This is a genomic window from Terrisporobacter glycolicus ATCC 14880 = DSM 1288, assembly GCF_036812735.1.
GTDB lineage: Bacteria > Bacillota > Clostridia > Peptostreptococcales > Peptostreptococcaceae > Terrisporobacter > Terrisporobacter glycolicus.
The window spans coordinates 1,682,840-1,701,330 of sequence record NZ_CP117523.1 but is presented as its reverse complement, the minus strand read 5'-3'; the positions used below and the strand labels follow the sequence as shown (position 1 = coordinate 1,701,330).

The window sequence follows — 18,491 nt, the reverse complement described above, 5'->3', positions numbered from 1 at the left end:
TTATTTGTAGTATTTATTAAACAAACTTACTAAAGATCCATTTCCTTTAAAACCTAAATCTTTTAAACTATTATCTAAAATATCTAATATATATATTATTTTATCTAGTTTTGCATTTTCTCCCATATGGCCAATTCTAAGTAATTTGTCCACATATTCTCCCAGTGATGTTCCAATTATTGTGTTGTATTTTTCACCTATATACTTAGTTAAATTTAGGGCTCCTATATTTTCAGGTATAACTAGTGCTGTTACAGTATTAGAATATCCACTATTTAAAAATAACTCTCCACCATATTCTTTAAGTGCTTCTCTTGTAGATTTTGCAATTCTTTCATGTCTTTTTATTGTATTTTCTATTCCTTCTTCTAATATATTTTCCAAAGCTCTATCCAAACTTATAATGTCACTTATAGGCATTGTATATGGGAAATATTTTTGTTCATAGTAATCTTCCCATATTGTTAAGTTGCAGTAAAAACCTATTATTTTACTTTTTCTATTTTTCATAGTATTTTTGGCATCTTCACTTACACTTACTATACTAAGACCTGGTTGAGCCGATACGGCTTTTTGAGATCCACCAAGTACCATATCTATTTGCCAATCATCTACTAAAAGTTCTTCTCCAACCATGGCTGCCACTGAATCTACAACAGTAAGTATGTTGTACTTTTTAAGTAATGGACATATTTTGCTTAAATCATTTAAAACTCCTGTTGGTGTATCACAGTGGACTATAGTTGCATATTTAAAATCATGGTCTTTTTCTAAAAATCTTTCTAATTCCTCCACGTCTATAGCCTTTTTATAGCTTTTGCTAAAAAGTACAGCTTCCCCACCATACATAGTTACAAAATCCTCAAAACCTTTTCCAAATACACCATTATCTATAACTAAAATTCTATCGTTTTTCTCTGTCAATGATGCACAGGCTGCTTCTAATCCCAATATACCTTCTCCACTTAGTATGTATACGTCGTTTTTAGTGTTTATTATTTTTGCCATTTTATCACAAGTATTTTTATAAAATTCCACAAAATCAACATCCACATCTGGATTTGTAGTTTTTATACTTCTTGCTTGTCTTACATTTTCCCTAACATTACTTGGTCCTGGCATATATACATTTTTATTGTTCATAATTTTCTCTCCTTGTTAAAATACTTATGAAATAATTATATATGATTTTTTTATTCATATCATACAATTTTACTCTTTTTAAGAATTGTATTAATACATTTTTGTAATAGAAGGATAAATAAGTGCATAAAAATCCATGGAGAATACACAAAAAAGCTGCTTATCTCAATTGATATGCAGCTTTTTATATTTTGTTATATTAAACTATTATTCTCATTTTATCAATTCATCAACGGTGTGCTATAATTGTTTTGGCACATCGATGGTTATCTTGTTGCATTCTTTACAATAATAACCTTCTACTTTTGAATCCAGCCACTCTAAAATTTTAATTCCCTTTACAAAATTGGATAAAATCACACCTTTATCTTTTTCTTTTGGTATCCATTTAATAGAATCTCTACCTCCACGTATAACCCCTAATATCATATCATTATTACAATATGGACACTTCATAATTTACACCCCACTTCATATATAAAAATTAAATTTTCACTTATTTTAATATTATATTATTTAATTCATTATAACAATTTACAATAATGTAAAAATTGATATGCCTAATAAATAAACTATTTCACTATTCAAAGCATTTATTAATTCCATCAGCTATAGCTTTTGCTATTTTAGGATGATTTTCTGTATTACTAACAAATATATCATCTTCTTTATTAGACAAGAATCCCATCTCTATCAAAACAACAGGCACTTTAGACCAGTTAAATCCTGTCAAATCATCTCTTTCTATAACTCCTCTATCCTTTATACCGACTTCCTTAACATATGTATTAAGTATTTTTGTTCCATAAGATTTACTAACTTTATAAAAACTTGATGTGTATTCATTATTAGCTGGAACATGCATAGATGCACCATTCACACTACTATCTTCACAAGAATCTCCATGAATTCTCACTACCAAATCAGCACTATTTTTGTTACCAACTTCAGCTCTTTCTATATTACTTTTAGACTCTGATACATCATTTTTAGTTAGAATCACATTATAACCCTTTGACTCCAGTTCCTTTTTTAGTAATGATGCCACAGACATGGTAGTTTTGTGCTCTGGTATATTTGTGAATGATCCTGTTGCTCCTAATCCATCTTTTAGCTTTGTTTTAGAAGAATTTGGTGATACTGGTTCATTTCCTGATGTTCCTGTTGATGAATGCCCTGGATCTATAACTATAGTAACCTTTGAATTATTATCTTTGTCAGAGTCATTATTTTTATCACCTTGTGTATCTTCTACCTTATTTTTTTGATCATCATTATTTTCACTAGAATTAGTTTTTGCACAGCCAGTAATCAAAGCTAACATGCTTACTGCAACAAATAATAAAATAATTTTCTTTTTCATATTATCGCCCCTTTTTTATTTACTCTTTATTTGTATTCTATATATTTTAAATATAAAACTTTGTAACTTAGTAAAACAATCTCTTTTTCTATTGTACAATAAATCTGGTTTTTATAATAGGAATAGGATAAATTAAACATAGCACAAAGCTAGATATGTATAATACAAAAAGGTATACACATTTTTGTGTATACCTTTTTGTATTATATTAACTTATATTTTATAATTCTATCTAAATAAAGTAATATAACTTTTTAGTTAACAAATTTACAATTTTTTAGAAGTGCTCTCCATTTTCATAATACTTCTCTTTTTCAAAAACTGTAAAAGCCAAATCCATACTTTCTATATTTAGATTTTCTCTTATATTGTTAGTGATTATTTCAGCTACTGTATCTTGCACCTCTTGACCTCTATCAAACCAAGCCACCTCTACAAATGGATATACATCTGCTATCTTACCATTTCTTATAGCAACAGACTTTATACATTCTATTTCAAAATAATCTCTTGGGCATTTTACTGCTTCTACTAATTCATCAATCATCTTTTCACTTATCTTGCAGATGTCGTTTTCATTTATTCCTCTTACTTTTATTTGTGGCATAACTTTCCTCCTGTTGTTGAATTTATTACTTATATTTATTTTGCTATTTAGACCATGTTTCCCATATAGGACAATCTTGTAATAGATATATTATAACAAATTATTAAAAAAAATTAATATTAAAAAATCAGGTAGATTAATTTTATCTACCTGATTTACAAAATAAAAACTACTTATACACTTTTATTGACAAACCCGAAAATACTTCGGTACGCTAACACTAGCGCCCATATATCCCTTTAATTTATATTAATCTAATATTTGTATAGATATGTTTCTAACTCCCCAGCTATTACACTGTGACTCTGAATTCATAAATATATCTATTTTATTTCCTTTTATTCCTCCACCACAGTCTTCTGCAATGAATGTTTTTCCAAATCTAGGTATATAGACTTTTGTTCCATAAGGTATAACACTTGGATCTACAGCTATTGTTCCCCATCTAGGTTTTGTTCCTGTTGCAGTTACACCATCTCCACTATAAGCTGTAGCTGATACTACTATACTTTTCTTTGATGAAGATGAAACTTCTGAATCTAATAATTTATCTTTTGATGATTCTTTAGATGATTCTTTTTTGTTTGATGATTCCTTTACACTTGATGATTCTTTTGAATCAGAGCTTTTTGAAGTTTTATTTACTGTCATTAAAGCCACATCAGTATCTAAATGTGAGCTATGTACCCATCCTGTTTTTCCATCTGAAGTTTGAAGTTTATACCATCCATCTAATGATGATATTACTTTTACCTTTTCTCCTTCATCTAAAACTTTTATAACGTCATAATTAGTTGATGCCCCTTTTCTCATATTAGCATTGTCTTTTAAAGTTCCATTAGCATCACTGTCTGACCATGCAAATTCAGCATCTGATACTTTTATATATTTTCTATATGACCAACCTACTTCGCCATTTGAAGCTTTGACTTTGTACCAGTCACCTTTTTTTGATAAAACTTTTACACTTTCGCCCTTTTCATGAACATTAATTATTTCATCTTCAATTGATGGACCTTTTCTGAAATTCAAATATTCTGTTACTGTTCCTGTAACAGCACTTGCTTCTTCCTTTTCTTTTTTTGAAGCATCTACATACTTACCATATGACCAACCAGTTTTATCGTCTGAAGTCTTAACTTTGTACCAACCATTTGACTCTGATAATATTTTTATATTTTGCCCTTGGTCAAGTACTTCTTTAACATTATGTTCAGTAGATGCACCCTCTCTAAGGTTTAGATCTTCCTTTACTGTTGCCGCTTGAGATTCAACAGAAGCACAAGCCCCTAGTGCCATTGCCATTGATGCAAACGCTGTTGCTTTTAAAGTATTTTTTAACATATATTTTCCTCCAATATTGTGTTTTAGAATAATCTTTCTAAATTAATTATTGTGTTTTTAATCACTTAAATTTTAAATCTATACTTATATGTTATTACAACTTTGTAACTTTTGGAAGTGTTTTTTGAAAATTATTTACAAATCATTAACAAAATATATGTTTAAATTCTAATTTATCATAGCTAAAACCTAGTATTTTCAATATATAGGCGATTTTTATATTTTTTCCATTTTTTTCTTTTTTGTAACTTTTGTAACTTTTATAAAATAGCTCTTTTTTTAAATATTGCTAACCATACTAATATATTCTACGTGTAAAAAAATATGCTTCTTTAATAATAAATTTTCATCTATTATCACCAGATCTTTAATGTTGCACTTCCATAAAAATTAGCACTATTACATGGGATTTTTTCAGTATTTTACTTTTAATAATCTAGCCCCTATTTTTAATATTTGATTTTTATCATGCTATCTCCTTTAATTTTAAGTAAATATACTTTCCATGCTTTTTAATTTTTAACAATCATTTTGTTACTGAAATTGCTTATAATAAAAATAACATCCCTATTACAGTCTTTTGAATATATGTATGATAAATTTTCTCTACCCACGCCATAACAGCATTGTGGTGCATAAGCTCCAAACCAAATATAATCATTTTTCTTAACAGTTATCCATGTATTGTCTAAATATTAATGCAGTGAACAGTGTATTTGCAACATTTGATAAATTTCTAAAGTCTGATGTAGTTATAGTGAGTGGACATATGGCAGATTATTTTCTAAATAAAAAAAGACCCAATGGGTCTTTTTTCTATACAATCTATATATAAATATTATAATATAGTTATATTTTCAGCTTGAGGTCCTCTAGCACCTTGTACTATATTAAAACTTACTTTTTGTCCTTCTTCTAATGTCTTGTATCCATCAGTTTGTATAGCTGAGAAATGTGCGAATACGTCATCTCCACCTTCTACTGATATAAATCCAAATCCTTTGTCATTGTTAAACCATTTTACTGTTCCGTTAGTCATCTAATAATTCTCCTTAACCTTTTTATAAAGGCTTTAATATATTTTTTTTATTACACATTCTATTATATACTATTTTAACATAATTTACACACTTTTTTGAAATATATTTCAATAATTTATTTTATTTAATACTTTTACTTGATTTTAATACTTTTTATATCACTAAAGTTGCCATCCAACAGCTTCTTTTCTTACATCAATAAATTGTTTGTATATACCTTCTTCTTTAATTAAACTATTATGATCTCCTCGTTGTACAATTTTCCCATCATCCACAACCAAAATTTGATCTGCATTCCTAACAGTTTTTAATCTATGGGCAATCATAATTATAGTCTTATTTCTTGTTAATTCTTCAATAGCATCTTGAAGTTGTTTTTCATTTTCCGCATCGACATTTGCTGTAGCTTCATCCAAAATTATAATCGGTGCATCTTTAAGCATAGCTCTAGCAATAGATATTCTTTGTTTTTCTCCTCCTGAAAGTGAGGCTCCACCTTCACCAATTAGAGTATCATATCCATTTGGTAGATTTATAATAAAGTCATGACAACTAGCCTTTTTAGCTGCTTTTATTACGTCTTCTCTAGATGCATTATTAGTACCAAATTTTATATTATTAGCCACTGTGTCCTGAAATAAATAAACATCTTGAAATACCATACTAATATTTTTTAGTAAACTATCTAATTTATAGCTTCTTATATCATTTCCTCCCAATGTTATTTTTCCCTTATCTACATCAAAGAATCTAGCTATTAAGTTGCATATGGTAGTTTTACCTCCTCCAGAAGGTCCTACTATTGCTGTAGTTGTATTTTGTGGAATATCAAACATCATATTATCAATTACTTTTCTATTTTCATAACTAAAACTTACATTATGAAAATTAATATCATAATTTTCAGGAATTATTTCACTACCATTCACATCTATTATAGGAGTATCAAATACTGTATTAACCCTATCTACACTATTGTCCATTACTCTAAGAAGAGCAGAATAATTACCTGCTGACTCCAATTGGGCGTAAATTATAAATGAACAGATTATCATTAATATACAATTTATAAGAGTCATTGAATTATTTGTATAAAAATAAATTGAAGTTAATATTACTAATATTCCCATAAACTTTAGTACAAAAGTTTGAAGTCCCATAATAGGTATAAATGTTTTTTCCATTTTATAATTTATTTCATTATTATCATCAATAGCTTTTATTACTTTTTGATTTGATTGATGTGATAAATTATAAGATTTCACTATGGAAATTCCTTGTATATATTCTAGTATTTTCTCTACTAGTCTACTATCACTTTCAGTTTTAACAGGTGATAATTTGTTGGATTTTTTTTGCATAATATTGTTTACACCAAGAAAAATTAATATTCCTAAAAATATAAGAATACCTATTCTATAGTCATAAATCAAGACACATATTCCTATAATACACGTATTTATAAAACCTTGAGTAGATAACATTATAACCCTTGTTGCCACATCTTGAAGCATCTCCAGTGTATTAGTAGTAATAGAAGTTATATATCCTAAACCATTATCATTTAAATAACCCATTGGCACATATTTTAAATGTTGTGCAATATCAATACGTTTGTTGGCACATAATTCATATCCACCTATGGTTTGCTTCATTGTGATTTTGTTTTTTAATATGGAACAACCTACTATACTTACAGTCATAATTCCTAAACTTAAAAATATGGTTTTTTCCGTCATATTATTTTCTAGCATATCTTTAAGTACAATGGCTATGGCAGGAATTCTTATTGCTTCAAATATGGAATAAAAAATACTAATTACAATAGAATCATAGAAGTATTTTTTATATTTTCCAGAAAAGTTAAAAAACTTATTAAATATTTTCAACATTATATAGCCACCTCTTTTCTATCTTTAACACTATTATGAGCTATCCACATATCTTTATATAATTTACACTTTTTAAGTAGTTCCTCATGTGTTCCCTTACTTTCTATTTTTCCATTATTAACTACTATAATTTGACTAGCATCTATAATAGTAGAGAGTCTATGAGCTATAACTATCAATGTCTTTCCTTTTACAAGTTTTCCTACAGCTTTTTGCAAAATAACTTCATTTTCTGGGTCCGTATATGCAGTTGCTTCATCTAAAATTACAATATCAGCATCTTTTAGCATGGCTCTTGCAATACTAATTCTTTGTCTTTCTCCTCCTGATAAATGACCTCCACTAGATCCAGTAATTGTGTTATATCCATTTTCAAGCTTTAAGATAAATTCTTCGCATCCACTTTTTCGTGCTACTTTCTTTACATCCTCATCTGAGGCTTTTAAATTTCCCATACGAATATTGTTCATTATAGTATCATTAAATAAATAATTATCTTGAGATACATAAGCTATTTTTTCATTAAGTATTTCTAAAGGTATATCTTTAATGTTTATTCCACCAATTTCTATACTCCCTTTGTCCACATCCCAAAGTGAGGCTATTAATTTAGCTATTGTAGACTTTCCTCCGCCAGATGGTCCAACTAGTGCATTTACTTGACCACCTTTTATATTTAAGTCCACGTTATTTAATACTTGTTTTTTATCATAAGAAAAGCATACATTTTTTAGCTTTATATTATTAAATGATAATTTTTTATTTAAAACTTCTGGTCTATTTAGATTATCTTTTTCTAATACGCTATTAATATCACCTATTATTGTTTTTATTTTAGCTATGTCATCTGAATATGACACGGCTGTTATAAGTGGTGTCATAACTCCTAGGGCTAAAATTATAATATTTATAAAATTTTCTGAGGTTAAACTTCCATTTATATAAAACATGCATCCAATAGGTAGTACTCCAATTAGTACTGCTGGAAATACTGATAAAGCAATTGAAAAGTAAATATTGCATTTTTCCATCCAATCTATAGCTGAATGAGCTGCTTCATATGCCGCTTTAGTGAATTTTTCATAAGACGATGCAGATTGATTAAAAGCCTTTATAACTTGTATTCCTGCCACGTACTCAACTGATGTGGCATTTAATATTTTGTTTTTGTTAATGTAATTTCCATAATTTTTTTCATAATCTTTCATCATCATCATATAGCATAATATTCCAAGGGGAACTGTTATTAAAGATGCAAGTGCCATTCTCCAATCTATGGTAAAGATGTAAATAACAATTGCAAAAGGAACAAGCAAATTAGATGTTATCTCTGGAACAACATGGGCTAGTGTTGTTTCTATACTATCTATCTTTTCTACTATGATTGATTTCATAGTCCCTGAAGGTATATTTAAAACATCTCCAAGGGGCATATTAGCCAATTTTTCAATAGATCTTTTTCTCACATTAGCTATTACTGTAAAAGTAGCTTTATGAGATAAAGTAGTTGATATGCTATGAAATAATACTCGTAAAAACCAAGACACCATACATATAACACAAAGATTAACATAATTATTAAAATCCTTAACTCCATTAACTAAATCAACAACTATTCTTGCAACCAAATAATATGGTAATATACTACAAGCAACTCCAATTACTGCACATATAACTGAAATTATATAGTACTTTTTGTGATCACTTGCAAAATCAATAAGACTTGCAATAGTGCTTTTTTTATTCATTTATACCACTCCCTTATTAAAATTCTTTATTTCTATATTTTAATGGTGTAAACCCAATAACAGATTTAAAAGCCGCCGCAAATTTACTTGGGTTATCATATCCTAAATAACTAGCTATATTGCTAATATTGTCATTGGTTTCCTTCAATAAAATGCATGCTTCATTCATTCTATAGGATTTCATATAGCTATATATGGAATCTCCATATACCTCTTTGAAACATTTTTTCATTGAAGTTAGTGAATAATCAAATTTATTAGATAATTCTTCTAAAGTAATGTGTTTATCAATATTTTTAATCATATATTTTTCAATTTCTTTTACTTTATCTACTTGAGATTTGGTAAAATAATTTCTTTCTTCTTTATCTTTACTTACATCTAAAGTTTTGAAAAAAAGTAACAACTCTAAGATTTTTATTTTTAAATAAGAATCTCTTATCTGGTCATCTACTTGGTACAATTCATTAAACACATGCTCTATTCCACTTTTTGTTCTCATTATAAATGGTTCATTTTTGGGGCATAACTTGTCTTTTAAATCATATAAATCCACATCAAAATTATTTAAAACTTTCTTTATGCTCTGATTAGCTTCGTCTAAATAAAAAACCACTGTTATACCACTATATTTTTTTATGGGAAATTCAAATTTTTTTCCATGATGTTCTATTATACTTATTTGCATATCTCCCTGTTTCAAATACAAATAATCATTATTGTGACATATCCACTCCATTCTGCCTTCTTTGCAATAATCTATACAAAACATATTAATGTCACTTTTAAAATTAGATGTGCATTCGCTCATATTAAATTCATTATAAGTAATATAAACTCCAGGAAATACTTTATATGATTTAAATCCTCCACTACCTGTGTTATTTCTTATCTTGAATATTTCTGGATTATTACCTTCTATAATTTCATAAAAACTTTCAAATACTTCAAATGAATATCTTTGTGATAAAAACATCCCCACCCCTCCTATTAGATTAATCTTTCTCACGATACAGTTAGTTTCGACTAACTATATAGTAGCAAATATATTTGTCTTTCTTCAACTCCATATTGGTTTTTATAATCCATTTGGACATTAACTTTAGACTTATTGTTTTTATATAAAATTTATGATAATGTAATATTAATAGAAATGGAGGTTACTTATGAAAAAACAAGAATCTGTAGAAAACTATTTGGAAACCATTTTAATATTGTCAAATAGATTAAGTTCAGTTAGATCCATAGATATAGTTAAAGAACTAGGTTATAGCAAACCCAGCGTTAGTGTTGCCATGAAAAACCTTCGTACAAAAGGATACATAAACATGGATGATGATGGTTATATTACTTTAACTACTGAAGGTAATGCCTTAGCTAAATCAATTTATGAGCGTCATATAGTTTTATCTAAAGCTTTAATGTCAATTGGTGTAAATGAAGAAACTGCAAAAGAAGATGCCTGTCTTATAGAGCATATTATTAGTGAAGAATCTTTTGAAAAAATCAAATTATTTCTTAATAAAAAAACATAGAAATATTATTTATAATACTTGATGATATTTCTATGTTTTTTTATTGTACTTTTCCATATCATATCTAACTATAAAAATAATAACGACGTTTTTCATACGCTTCTACTCCTATGCTACACCTAGACATTTTTTATATTTAATAAAAAGATGATTACTAGAACTACCTATATAATTCTTAGTAACTAAGTTTCTGATATTTATAAAAATATAAATGATTGTATTAAAAAAGTGATATAACCCATAAAGTTTCATGGATATATCACTTTTATTATTAAATATGCTATTTCTATTTTATCTCTTTACTATAATCTATTCCAACTATTTTATCCTTACTTACTATCTCCTCATTTTCATCATTAAATTCATATCCATAACACAGACCTACTCTAAAATTACCTTTAGTTGATTCATAATAAATATATTCCTTATTTACTTCTTTATCTTTTTTTAAGGCCACTTGTTTTATGTCATCTGGAAGAACTTTTTTTACTAATTCTATAGACTTATCATAAGGTACATTAGTTGGATTTATCTCAGAAAAATATGTAAATCCAAGTAAAATACTTTTATATGAAGTATCATCCTTTATTGAATCAGCTGGATGCACCTCTGTTGACACTTCCTTACCTTCCTCTTTGTTATCATAACTTAACTCTTCTTTTTTTACATTTTCATATCTTTCATCAACAATAGAATTATCAATTTCATCCATATTATCATTCACATATGGTATATGATTTTCTATATTCTCAACACTTGAATCATTCTTATTTCCTTCACTATTACTACTACATCCTACACTTAATGTTAATCCTAGACACATAATTATTATAATTTTATTATTTATTTTCATATATTCTTTCCTTTCTTTTTATAAATTCTTTATGATCCATTTATTAGACTAGAATTTACTAAAAAAAGTTTTGATTTTATTAAAAATAATAAAAACAGTATATATTTTAATTATTGTGCCACATTAGTATAGTTCTCCAAAGCTTTTTTCCAATTAATAACATTAACCCAATTATCTATATAATAAGCCCTGTTGTTTTTATATTGCAAGTAGTAAGCATGCTCCCATAGGTCTATGCAAATAATTGGTGTTAAATTATTTGATATAGGTGAGTCTTGATTAACTGTTGTAATTACAGATAATTTTCCATCACAGTCAGATACAAGCCATGCCCATCCTGAACCAAATACACTTGATGCAGCTTTCTTAAATTCATCCATAAAATTATTATAAGTTCCAAAATCTCTTTCAATTGCCTTTTTCAATTCATCAGAAGGAGCAGTTTTACTAGGTGTCATAATAGAAAAGAAAAACTCGTGATTATATACTCCACCAGCATTATTTTTTAAAGGTGTATAGATTTCCTTTGGTAAGGAATCTATATTTTTCAAAAGTTTCTCCAAAGAATAGCTTTGGTATTTCGGATAATTTGCCAAAGCTTTATTTAAATTATCTACATAAGTTTGGTAATGTTTACCATGATGATAAGCCATAATTTCCTTGCTTATAAATGGTTCTAAGTCATCGTAGTGATATGGCAATGGCACTGCTTTAAATTGTTGAATGTCCTTCATCCCCAAGGAAAATATACTTATGTAGGTTGTAAAAAGAAGTAAAAATCCAAATCCTACTGCTAATAATTTTTTTCTCATATTTATATCACCTCAACAATAGTATTTCTTAAATAGTCTGAAAATATTTCACATTATAAAAGGCCTATCAAATTTTCATAAGCCCTTATAATCATTACAACTACTTTCTATCTTCAGTTTTTAAATTTATAACTAAGTATCAACTAGTTAAACTTTTACCTTCACACTTATTCAATACACACTAATGTCTTAGCACATATCATAACGATCTGCGTTCATTACTTTATTCCAAGCATATACAAAGTCCTTTAAAAATTTACGTTGAGAACCTTCACTTGCGTAGACTTCTGCTATAGCTCGAAGTTGAGCATTAGATCCAAAAATAAGGTCAACTCCTGTTCCTTTCCACTTTAATCTTCCTGTTGTTCTGTCACGTCCTTCAAATATGTGTTCATCGTTAGAACTAGGTTGCCAAACTGTTTCCATATCTAAAAGGTTTACAAAGAAATCATTTGTAAGAGTTTCTGGTCTCTTTGTAAAAATACCATACTCAGATTTTTTATAGTTGGTATTTAATACACGCATACCACCTATTAAAACAGTCATTTCTGGAGCAGTCAAAGTTAGAAGCTGGGCACGGTCAACTAATAATTTTTCAACAGGAACTGTGTAATTGGATTTTACGTAGTTTCTAAATCCATCTCCTTTTGGCTCAAGTACAGCAAATGATTTAATATCAGTTTGTTCTTGTGATGCATCACTGCGTCCTGGATTGAAAGGAACTCTGATTTTATATCCTGCTTTTCTTGCTGCTTTTTCAATGCCTACGCATCCTCCAAGAACAATCAAATCTGCTAAAGATACCTTTTTATTTATTTTATTTGATTTTAACTGTATAGAGTTAAAGTCTGATTTTATTCTTTCAAAAATCTGTAAAACATTGTCTAATTGCTCTGGTTCATTAACTTCCCAAAATTTCTGCGGTTGTAGACGAATTCTTGCTCCATTTGCACCACCACGTTTATCAGAACCTCTAAATGTGGATGCAGATGACCAAGCTGTATAAACAAGGTCTGATACTGATAAATTAGAATCTAAAATTTTATTTTTAAGACATTTGATATCATCTTCATTAATTAACTCATAATCAACCTTTGGCAAAGGGTCTTGCCATATAAGTTCCTCTTTTGGAACCTCGGGTCCAAGATATCTTGAAATAGGACCCATATCACGATGTGTCAATTTAAACCAAGCACGTGCAAAGTCATCAGTAAATTTGTCAGGATTGTCTAAATAACCTTTAGCAATTTTCTCATATATTGGGTCAAATCGAAGACCTAAATCAGCCGTCGTCATCATAGGACGATGCTTTATAGATGGGTCATGTGCATCTACAATCATATCCTCCTCAGCTACATCCTTAGCCAACCACTGATATGCTCCTGCAGGACTCTTAACCAACTCCCACTCATACTTGAACAATGTTTTAAAATAACCCATATCCCATTTTATTGGATTTTGCTTCCATGCGCCTTCAATTCCACTACCAATTGTATCTATACCTTTACCTGTTTTATAACTGTTTTTCCAACCAAGTCCCTGCTCTTCAATGCTAGCTTCATCAGGCGGAGGACCAACATATGTGGCAGGACCTGCTCCATGGCATTTGCCAAATGTATGACCGCCAGCTATAAGTGCCACAGTTTCTTCGTCATTCATAGCCATACGAGCAAATGTTTCTCTAATATCCTTTGCAGAGCCAACTGGATCTGGTTTTCCATCAGGACCTTCTGGATTTACATAAATTAATCCCATCTGAACTGCAGCAAGTGGATTTTGAATTTGACCTGTACTAGAAAGTTTATTAGTCCCAAGCATCTCTTCAGCAAAACCCCAGTAAATTTCTTGTGGTTCCCAAACATCCACACGTCCACCGCCAAATCCAAATGTTTTAAGACCCATTGATTCAAACGCACAATTACCTGTTAATATCATAAGGTCTGCCCAAGAAATCTTATCACCATATTTCTGTTTAATTGGCCAAAGTAACCTACGAGCTTTATCTAAATTAACATTATCAGGCCAACTATTTAATGGTGGAAATCTTTGCAAACCCTCTCCTGCTCCACCTCTACCATCCCCTATTCTATAAGTTCCTGCACTATGCCATGCCATACGGATAAACAGTGGTCCATAGTGACCAAAATCTGCTGGCCACCAATCCTTTGAATCCGTCATTAAATCATATAAATCTTTTTTTAATCCATAATAATCAAGTTTTTCAAATTCTTTAGCATAATCAAACTTAGTTCCCATTGGATTACTTAAGCTGGAGTTTTGATGAAGGATGTTTAAGTTTAATCGATTAGGCCACCAATCCTTATTTAAGGTTTCACTGTCCGACATAGTTTTGTTTGTTCTTCCAGTAACCGGGCATTTCATTTCTCGCATGTAATAATAAGCCTCCTTTACTTTTTTGATGTTTTAAATGTAAGTACAGAATTAACAACTACAATTTTATTAAATAATATGTAAATACATTTTTACTTATGCCGATTGCCTGGAATTAAACAAACTCAAGGGGTGTATCAAAGATGATACACCCCTTGAGTTTGTTTATTTAAAGTAACTTAATCAACTCTTCTAAATCTTCAGATAAAGTTCTTGCACGTTCAAAATCAGTATCTGCTAAAGCTAATGCTACCTTTGTCTCAACTGTTTTTTTCTTTTCTTCAATTGCTAAATAGTCTTTATCAAAATGATTAGCATAAATCATTCTTCTAAATTTTTTCATACTCATTTTTCTAATCGTCTTATCTTCAATAAATAAAACATAATCTGCACAATTAACTATAAAATGATAATCATGAGAAATCATTAAAATAGCACCTTTATAATCTTCTATAGCTTTTTCTAAAGCCATTTGTGAATAAATATCTAAGTGACTTGTAGGCTCATCCATTAGCAACATATTTGCCCTACTTGCAGAAACCTTAGCCAGTTGAAGAATATTTTTTTCTCCACCAGATAAAGATTCTATCTTTTGTGTAAGAATATCTGCATCAAAACCATATTTTCCAACATATCTTCTAATCTCGCCATAAGTTTCAAATCCTACGTCGTAGAACTCTTGAAGTATGGTATTAGATTCATTTAACACTTCACCTTGATCTTGGGATAAATAAGCTACTTCAATGTTTTCATTTATTTTAATCGTTTGATTATTATTTTTAAATATTTCTTTTAATAAAGTAGTTTTTCCCACACCGTTTGTACCAATTATAGCTACTTTATCAGTAGATTTAATTTCAAAGTTAACATTTTCTAAAAGCACTTCATCAAAAGCGACGCTGTAATCTTCAACTTTTAAAGCAATAGTTTCTTCAATTTCACTATTAGTAACTAAGTTAATATATGGTTGTTTTATATCTACAAATGGTGCTTTAATTCTACGCTCTTCTAATCTTTCTTGAATTTTAACTCTGGCTTTTAAAGCTCTACCTCTAGAAGCATCTGCATTGTAAGTTGCTTTTTCTCTCAATATATCAATTAAAGCTTCATTTCTAGCAATCTCTTCCTCATCAGCAAGAGCCATTTCTTGTAACTCTATTTTAGTTTGAAGTAAAGATAAATTATAATCAACATATCTTCCATCAAATTCTTGAATTTCCGTATTTTCAAGATGCACAATTTTATTAAAACAATGATTAAGCAAATATCTATTGTGTGTAATAACTAAAATTGTTTTTTTGTGAGAATTAATTAAATTTTTAAGAGAATTAAGATTTTCAAAATCTAAGAACACATCTGGCTCATCCATAATCATTAAATCTGGATTATTAAGCATTTCCTTAATAACTTGAATAAGTTTAAATTCCCCACCACTAAGTTCACATATATTTCTATCTTTATGCTTGCTTAAGTTTGCAAGGTTTAGTTTCTTGTTAATGTTACTTTCAAAATCATCCCCATCAATTGCCTCAAACGCGTCTAATGCTTCTTGGTACTTTTCTAATAAAGTCTCAATATCATCAGAAGTTCCCATTTCAGAGCAAATAGATGATATTTCATCTTGTAGCTTAATAAATGGTTCAGCTATATATTCAAAAACTGTGATTTCCTTTGTTTTGTCTATCTGTGAGAACTGGCTTACATACCCAATTCTACAGCTTGGATCCATTTCTAACTTCCCATCAAACATATATCTTTCTGGGTCCATAATTATATCTATAAGTGTACTTTTTCCGCTACCACTTGCTCCTATAAAGGCGCAGTGTTGATTTTGTTCTAATGTAAATGAAACCTTATTGTATAGATCTTTTAACGGAAATGAGTAGGACAAGTTGTCAATTTTTATCATATTATTACCTCTCTTTATGATTTAAAAAGAGCTTATAAAAATAAGCTCTTTAATATATATAGTAACGACATTTTTTTAAATTTACTTTTGATAGCATAACATTTTTTACAACTAATTTCAATCATTTTATCTCTTGGTAACATTAGTAAAAATAAAAAGCTAATAATTTCAGTAGCTGAAATTATTAGCTTAACAAAGTATTTTATTTAGCTTTATATTATTATTTAAAATCCTTTTCAAATTCATCTATAGCATCTTTCAATAAAGTTACGCTATAAGCCATAGATGGTCCTCCACCAAATCCTACAGCAACCATAGCTGCCTCTATTATTTCTTCTCTTGTAGCTCCAAGCTCCAATGATTTATAAACATGATAAACTATGCAGTATTCGCAACGGTTATACACTCCAATAGCAACACTCATAAGCTCCTTAGTTTTTGTACTTAAAGCACCTTCTTTATATCCAGTATTTAAAAGTCTCATAAATGCATTAACATTTGACTTATTAGTTTCTGCAAGTTCCCCTAACCCCTGAGTAAATGAATTTAATATCTCTCTAACATCTCTTTTCATAATATCCTCCCTAATTTAATGCTATAGCAATAATTGCTATAGCAAGTATTTAAGAGAATTGTAGCACCGAGTGCTACAGTTGTAAAGTATTTACTGTGATTTATTTAGATTTTTTACCATTTTATTTAAAACTTCTTTGAAAGTTTCCAAATCTTCTTCACTTATTCCTTTGATACAATCTTTCGAGAACTTATCTCCTATAGGCAGTATTTCATCTCTTTTCTTCATTCCTTCTTCTGTAAGAAATAACTTTGTAATTCTTCTGTCAGCTGGATCTTTTTCTCTTCTTACTATGTCTTCTTTTTCCATACGATCTACTAATCTAACAATTGATGATTCGTTGGAATCTAGTGTTTGAGCTAAGTCTCTTTGCGTTATTCCTTCATTTTTCCCTATATAAAATAAAGCCGTCCATTGAACTCTTGTAATATTATGGTCTTGAAGTCTTTGGCTAAATAAATCAGTAATCTCTTTGTTGTATTTGTTAGTCATAAAGGCTATACAATCTTCCAGATTAAACATATTTATCTCCTCTTTTATATTTGTTTTTCATTTTAAATTTATTATATATTCAATACATACGGATGTTATTCATCTGTTATATTATATAGTATAGCATATCATTTTTTGAACTTGCCATTCCTACCAACTACATTACTAACTATATTTAGGCAATAATTATTTTACTATTTTTACTCTTTTTGAAATATCCTCTTTTTCCTTTTCAGCCGGATTAGAGCTAATTCCACCAAAAGGCATTTGTGCATTTAGAGCATAGCTTTCTGGTAGATTAAACATTTCTTTAACCATATCATCTATAACTGGGTTATAGTGTTGAAGTGAAGCACCTATTCCTAACTCTTTTAAACCACTCCATATACTTAATTGAAGCATACCAGATGACTGTGAGGCCCAATCCGGAAATCTATCTGCATATGTTGAAAATTGACTTTGTAGACTTTTCACAATATCTTCATCATAAAAATAAAGAATTGTTCCATAACCACTTTTAAAACTATCAATTTTCTCTCTTGAAACCTTACCTTCAAATACTTCATAAATATTATCCCATAATTGATCTTGCTTTTCTCCTGTTACAACAATAACTCTTGAACTTTTCATATTGAAAGCATCTGGAACTAATTCTGTAGCTTTCTCTACTAAATCAAATACTTCTACCTCATCTACTGGTAAGTCTCTATTTATATCGTAATATGATCTTCTTTCTTTTAATGATTCTAAAATTTTCATAATTATTTATTCTCCCTTTTCATAAAATT

Annotated in this window: 17 protein-coding genes; 1 reads left to right on the top strand and 16 read right to left on the bottom strand. The window is 29.0% G+C overall.

Going from position 1 to position 18,491, the window contains the following annotated elements; all coding sequences use genetic code 11:
* The 9 genes from TEGL_RS08425 to TEGL_RS08385 form a co-directional block, all read right to left on the bottom strand.
* Positions 1–1,143: a pyridoxal-phosphate-dependent aminotransferase family protein gene (locus TEGL_RS08425; protein WP_018591260.1), complete on the bottom strand. Its 1,143-nt coding sequence runs from the start codon at positions 1,141–1,143 to the stop codon at positions 1–3.
* Positions 1,144–1,383: 240 nt separating this feature from the next.
* A complete protein-coding gene (locus TEGL_RS08420; RefSeq protein WP_018591261.1) occupies positions 1,384–1,599 on the bottom strand; it encodes a PF20097 family protein in 216 nt (71 codons plus the stop codon).
* Between the two features lie 124 nt (positions 1,600–1,723).
* A complete protein-coding gene (locus TEGL_RS08415) occupies positions 1,724–2,506 on the bottom strand; it encodes an N-acetylmuramoyl-L-alanine amidase family protein (protein WP_018591262.1) in 783 nt (260 codons plus the stop codon).
* Between the two features lie 277 nt (positions 2,507–2,783).
* Positions 2,784–3,113 carry a DUF1904 domain-containing protein gene (locus TEGL_RS08410; protein WP_018591263.1) on the bottom strand — a complete coding sequence of 110 codons (330 nt, stop codon included), beginning with the start codon at positions 3,111–3,113 and terminating at the stop codon, positions 2,784–2,786.
* Positions 3,114–3,362: 249 nt separating this feature from the next.
* Positions 3,363–4,457, bottom strand: a complete 1,095-nt coding sequence (locus tag TEGL_RS08405; RefSeq protein ID WP_018591264.1) for an SH3 domain-containing protein — start codon at positions 4,455–4,457, stop codon at positions 3,363–3,365.
* Between the two features lie 838 nt (positions 4,458–5,295).
* A complete protein-coding gene (locus TEGL_RS08400) occupies positions 5,296–5,496 on the bottom strand; it encodes a cold-shock protein (RefSeq protein WP_018591265.1) in 201 nt (66 codons plus the stop codon).
* Between the two features lie 162 nt (positions 5,497–5,658).
* Complete coding sequence (locus TEGL_RS08395) at positions 5,659–7,389, bottom strand: ABC transporter ATP-binding protein (protein WP_018591266.1); 1,731 nt, start codon at positions 7,387–7,389, stop codon at positions 5,659–5,661.
* Positions 7,389–9,137, bottom strand: coding sequence for an ABC transporter ATP-binding protein (locus TEGL_RS08390; protein WP_018591267.1), 1,749 nt, complete (start codon positions 9,135–9,137; stop codon positions 7,389–7,391). The genes TEGL_RS08395 and TEGL_RS08390 overlap by 1 nt, the downstream gene beginning before the upstream one ends.
* A 16-nt stretch (positions 9,138–9,153) precedes the next feature.
* Positions 9,154–10,113, bottom strand: a complete 960-nt coding sequence (locus TEGL_RS08385; RefSeq protein WP_018591268.1) for an AraC family transcriptional regulator — start codon at positions 10,111–10,113, stop codon at positions 9,154–9,156.
* Positions 10,114–10,303: 190 nt separating this feature from the next.
* Here TEGL_RS08385 and TEGL_RS08380 point away from each other — a divergent pair, with 190 nt between their 5' ends.
* On the top strand, positions 10,304–10,672 hold the full coding sequence (locus TEGL_RS08380) for a metal-dependent transcriptional regulator (RefSeq protein WP_018591269.1): 369 nt from the start codon (positions 10,304–10,306) through the stop codon (positions 10,670–10,672).
* Between the two features lie 286 nt (positions 10,673–10,958).
* Here TEGL_RS08380 and TEGL_RS08375 read toward each other — a convergent pair whose 3' ends face one another.
* The 7 genes from TEGL_RS08375 to TEGL_RS08345 all read right to left on the bottom strand — a co-directional run bounded on the left by TEGL_RS08375 (position 10,959) and on the right by TEGL_RS08345 (position 18,462).
* Complete coding sequence (locus tag TEGL_RS08375) at positions 10,959–11,525, bottom strand: hypothetical protein (RefSeq protein ID WP_018591270.1); 567 nt, start codon at positions 11,523–11,525, stop codon at positions 10,959–10,961.
* Positions 11,526–11,635: 110 nt separating this feature from the next.
* A complete protein-coding gene (locus TEGL_RS08370) occupies positions 11,636–12,337 on the bottom strand; it encodes a superoxide dismutase (protein WP_018591271.1) in 702 nt (233 codons plus the stop codon).
* Positions 12,338–12,526: 189 nt separating this feature from the next.
* Positions 12,527–14,728, bottom strand: coding sequence for a catalase/peroxidase HPI (gene katG / locus TEGL_RS08365; RefSeq protein WP_018591272.1), 2,202 nt, complete (start codon positions 14,726–14,728; stop codon positions 12,527–12,529).
* A 169-nt stretch (positions 14,729–14,897) separates the two neighbouring features.
* The gene (locus tag TEGL_RS08360; RefSeq protein WP_018591273.1) at positions 14,898–16,637 is read right to left on the bottom strand and encodes an ABC-F family ATP-binding cassette domain-containing protein; all 1,740 of its coding nucleotides are present in this window, start codon (positions 16,635–16,637) and stop codon (positions 14,898–14,900) included.
* Positions 16,638–16,857: 220 nt separating this feature from the next.
* Positions 16,858–17,211, bottom strand: coding sequence for a carboxymuconolactone decarboxylase family protein (locus tag TEGL_RS08355; protein ID WP_018591274.1), 354 nt, complete (start codon positions 17,209–17,211; stop codon positions 16,858–16,860).
* 90 nt (positions 17,212–17,301) lie between these two features.
* Positions 17,302–17,733, bottom strand: coding sequence for a MarR family winged helix-turn-helix transcriptional regulator (locus TEGL_RS08350; RefSeq protein WP_018591275.1), 432 nt, complete (start codon positions 17,731–17,733; stop codon positions 17,302–17,304).
* Positions 17,734–17,889: 156 nt separating this feature from the next.
* A complete protein-coding gene (locus TEGL_RS08345) occupies positions 17,890–18,462 on the bottom strand; it encodes a nitroreductase family protein (RefSeq protein ID WP_018591276.1) in 573 nt (190 codons plus the stop codon).
* Positions 18,463–18,491: the final 29 nt, after the last annotated feature.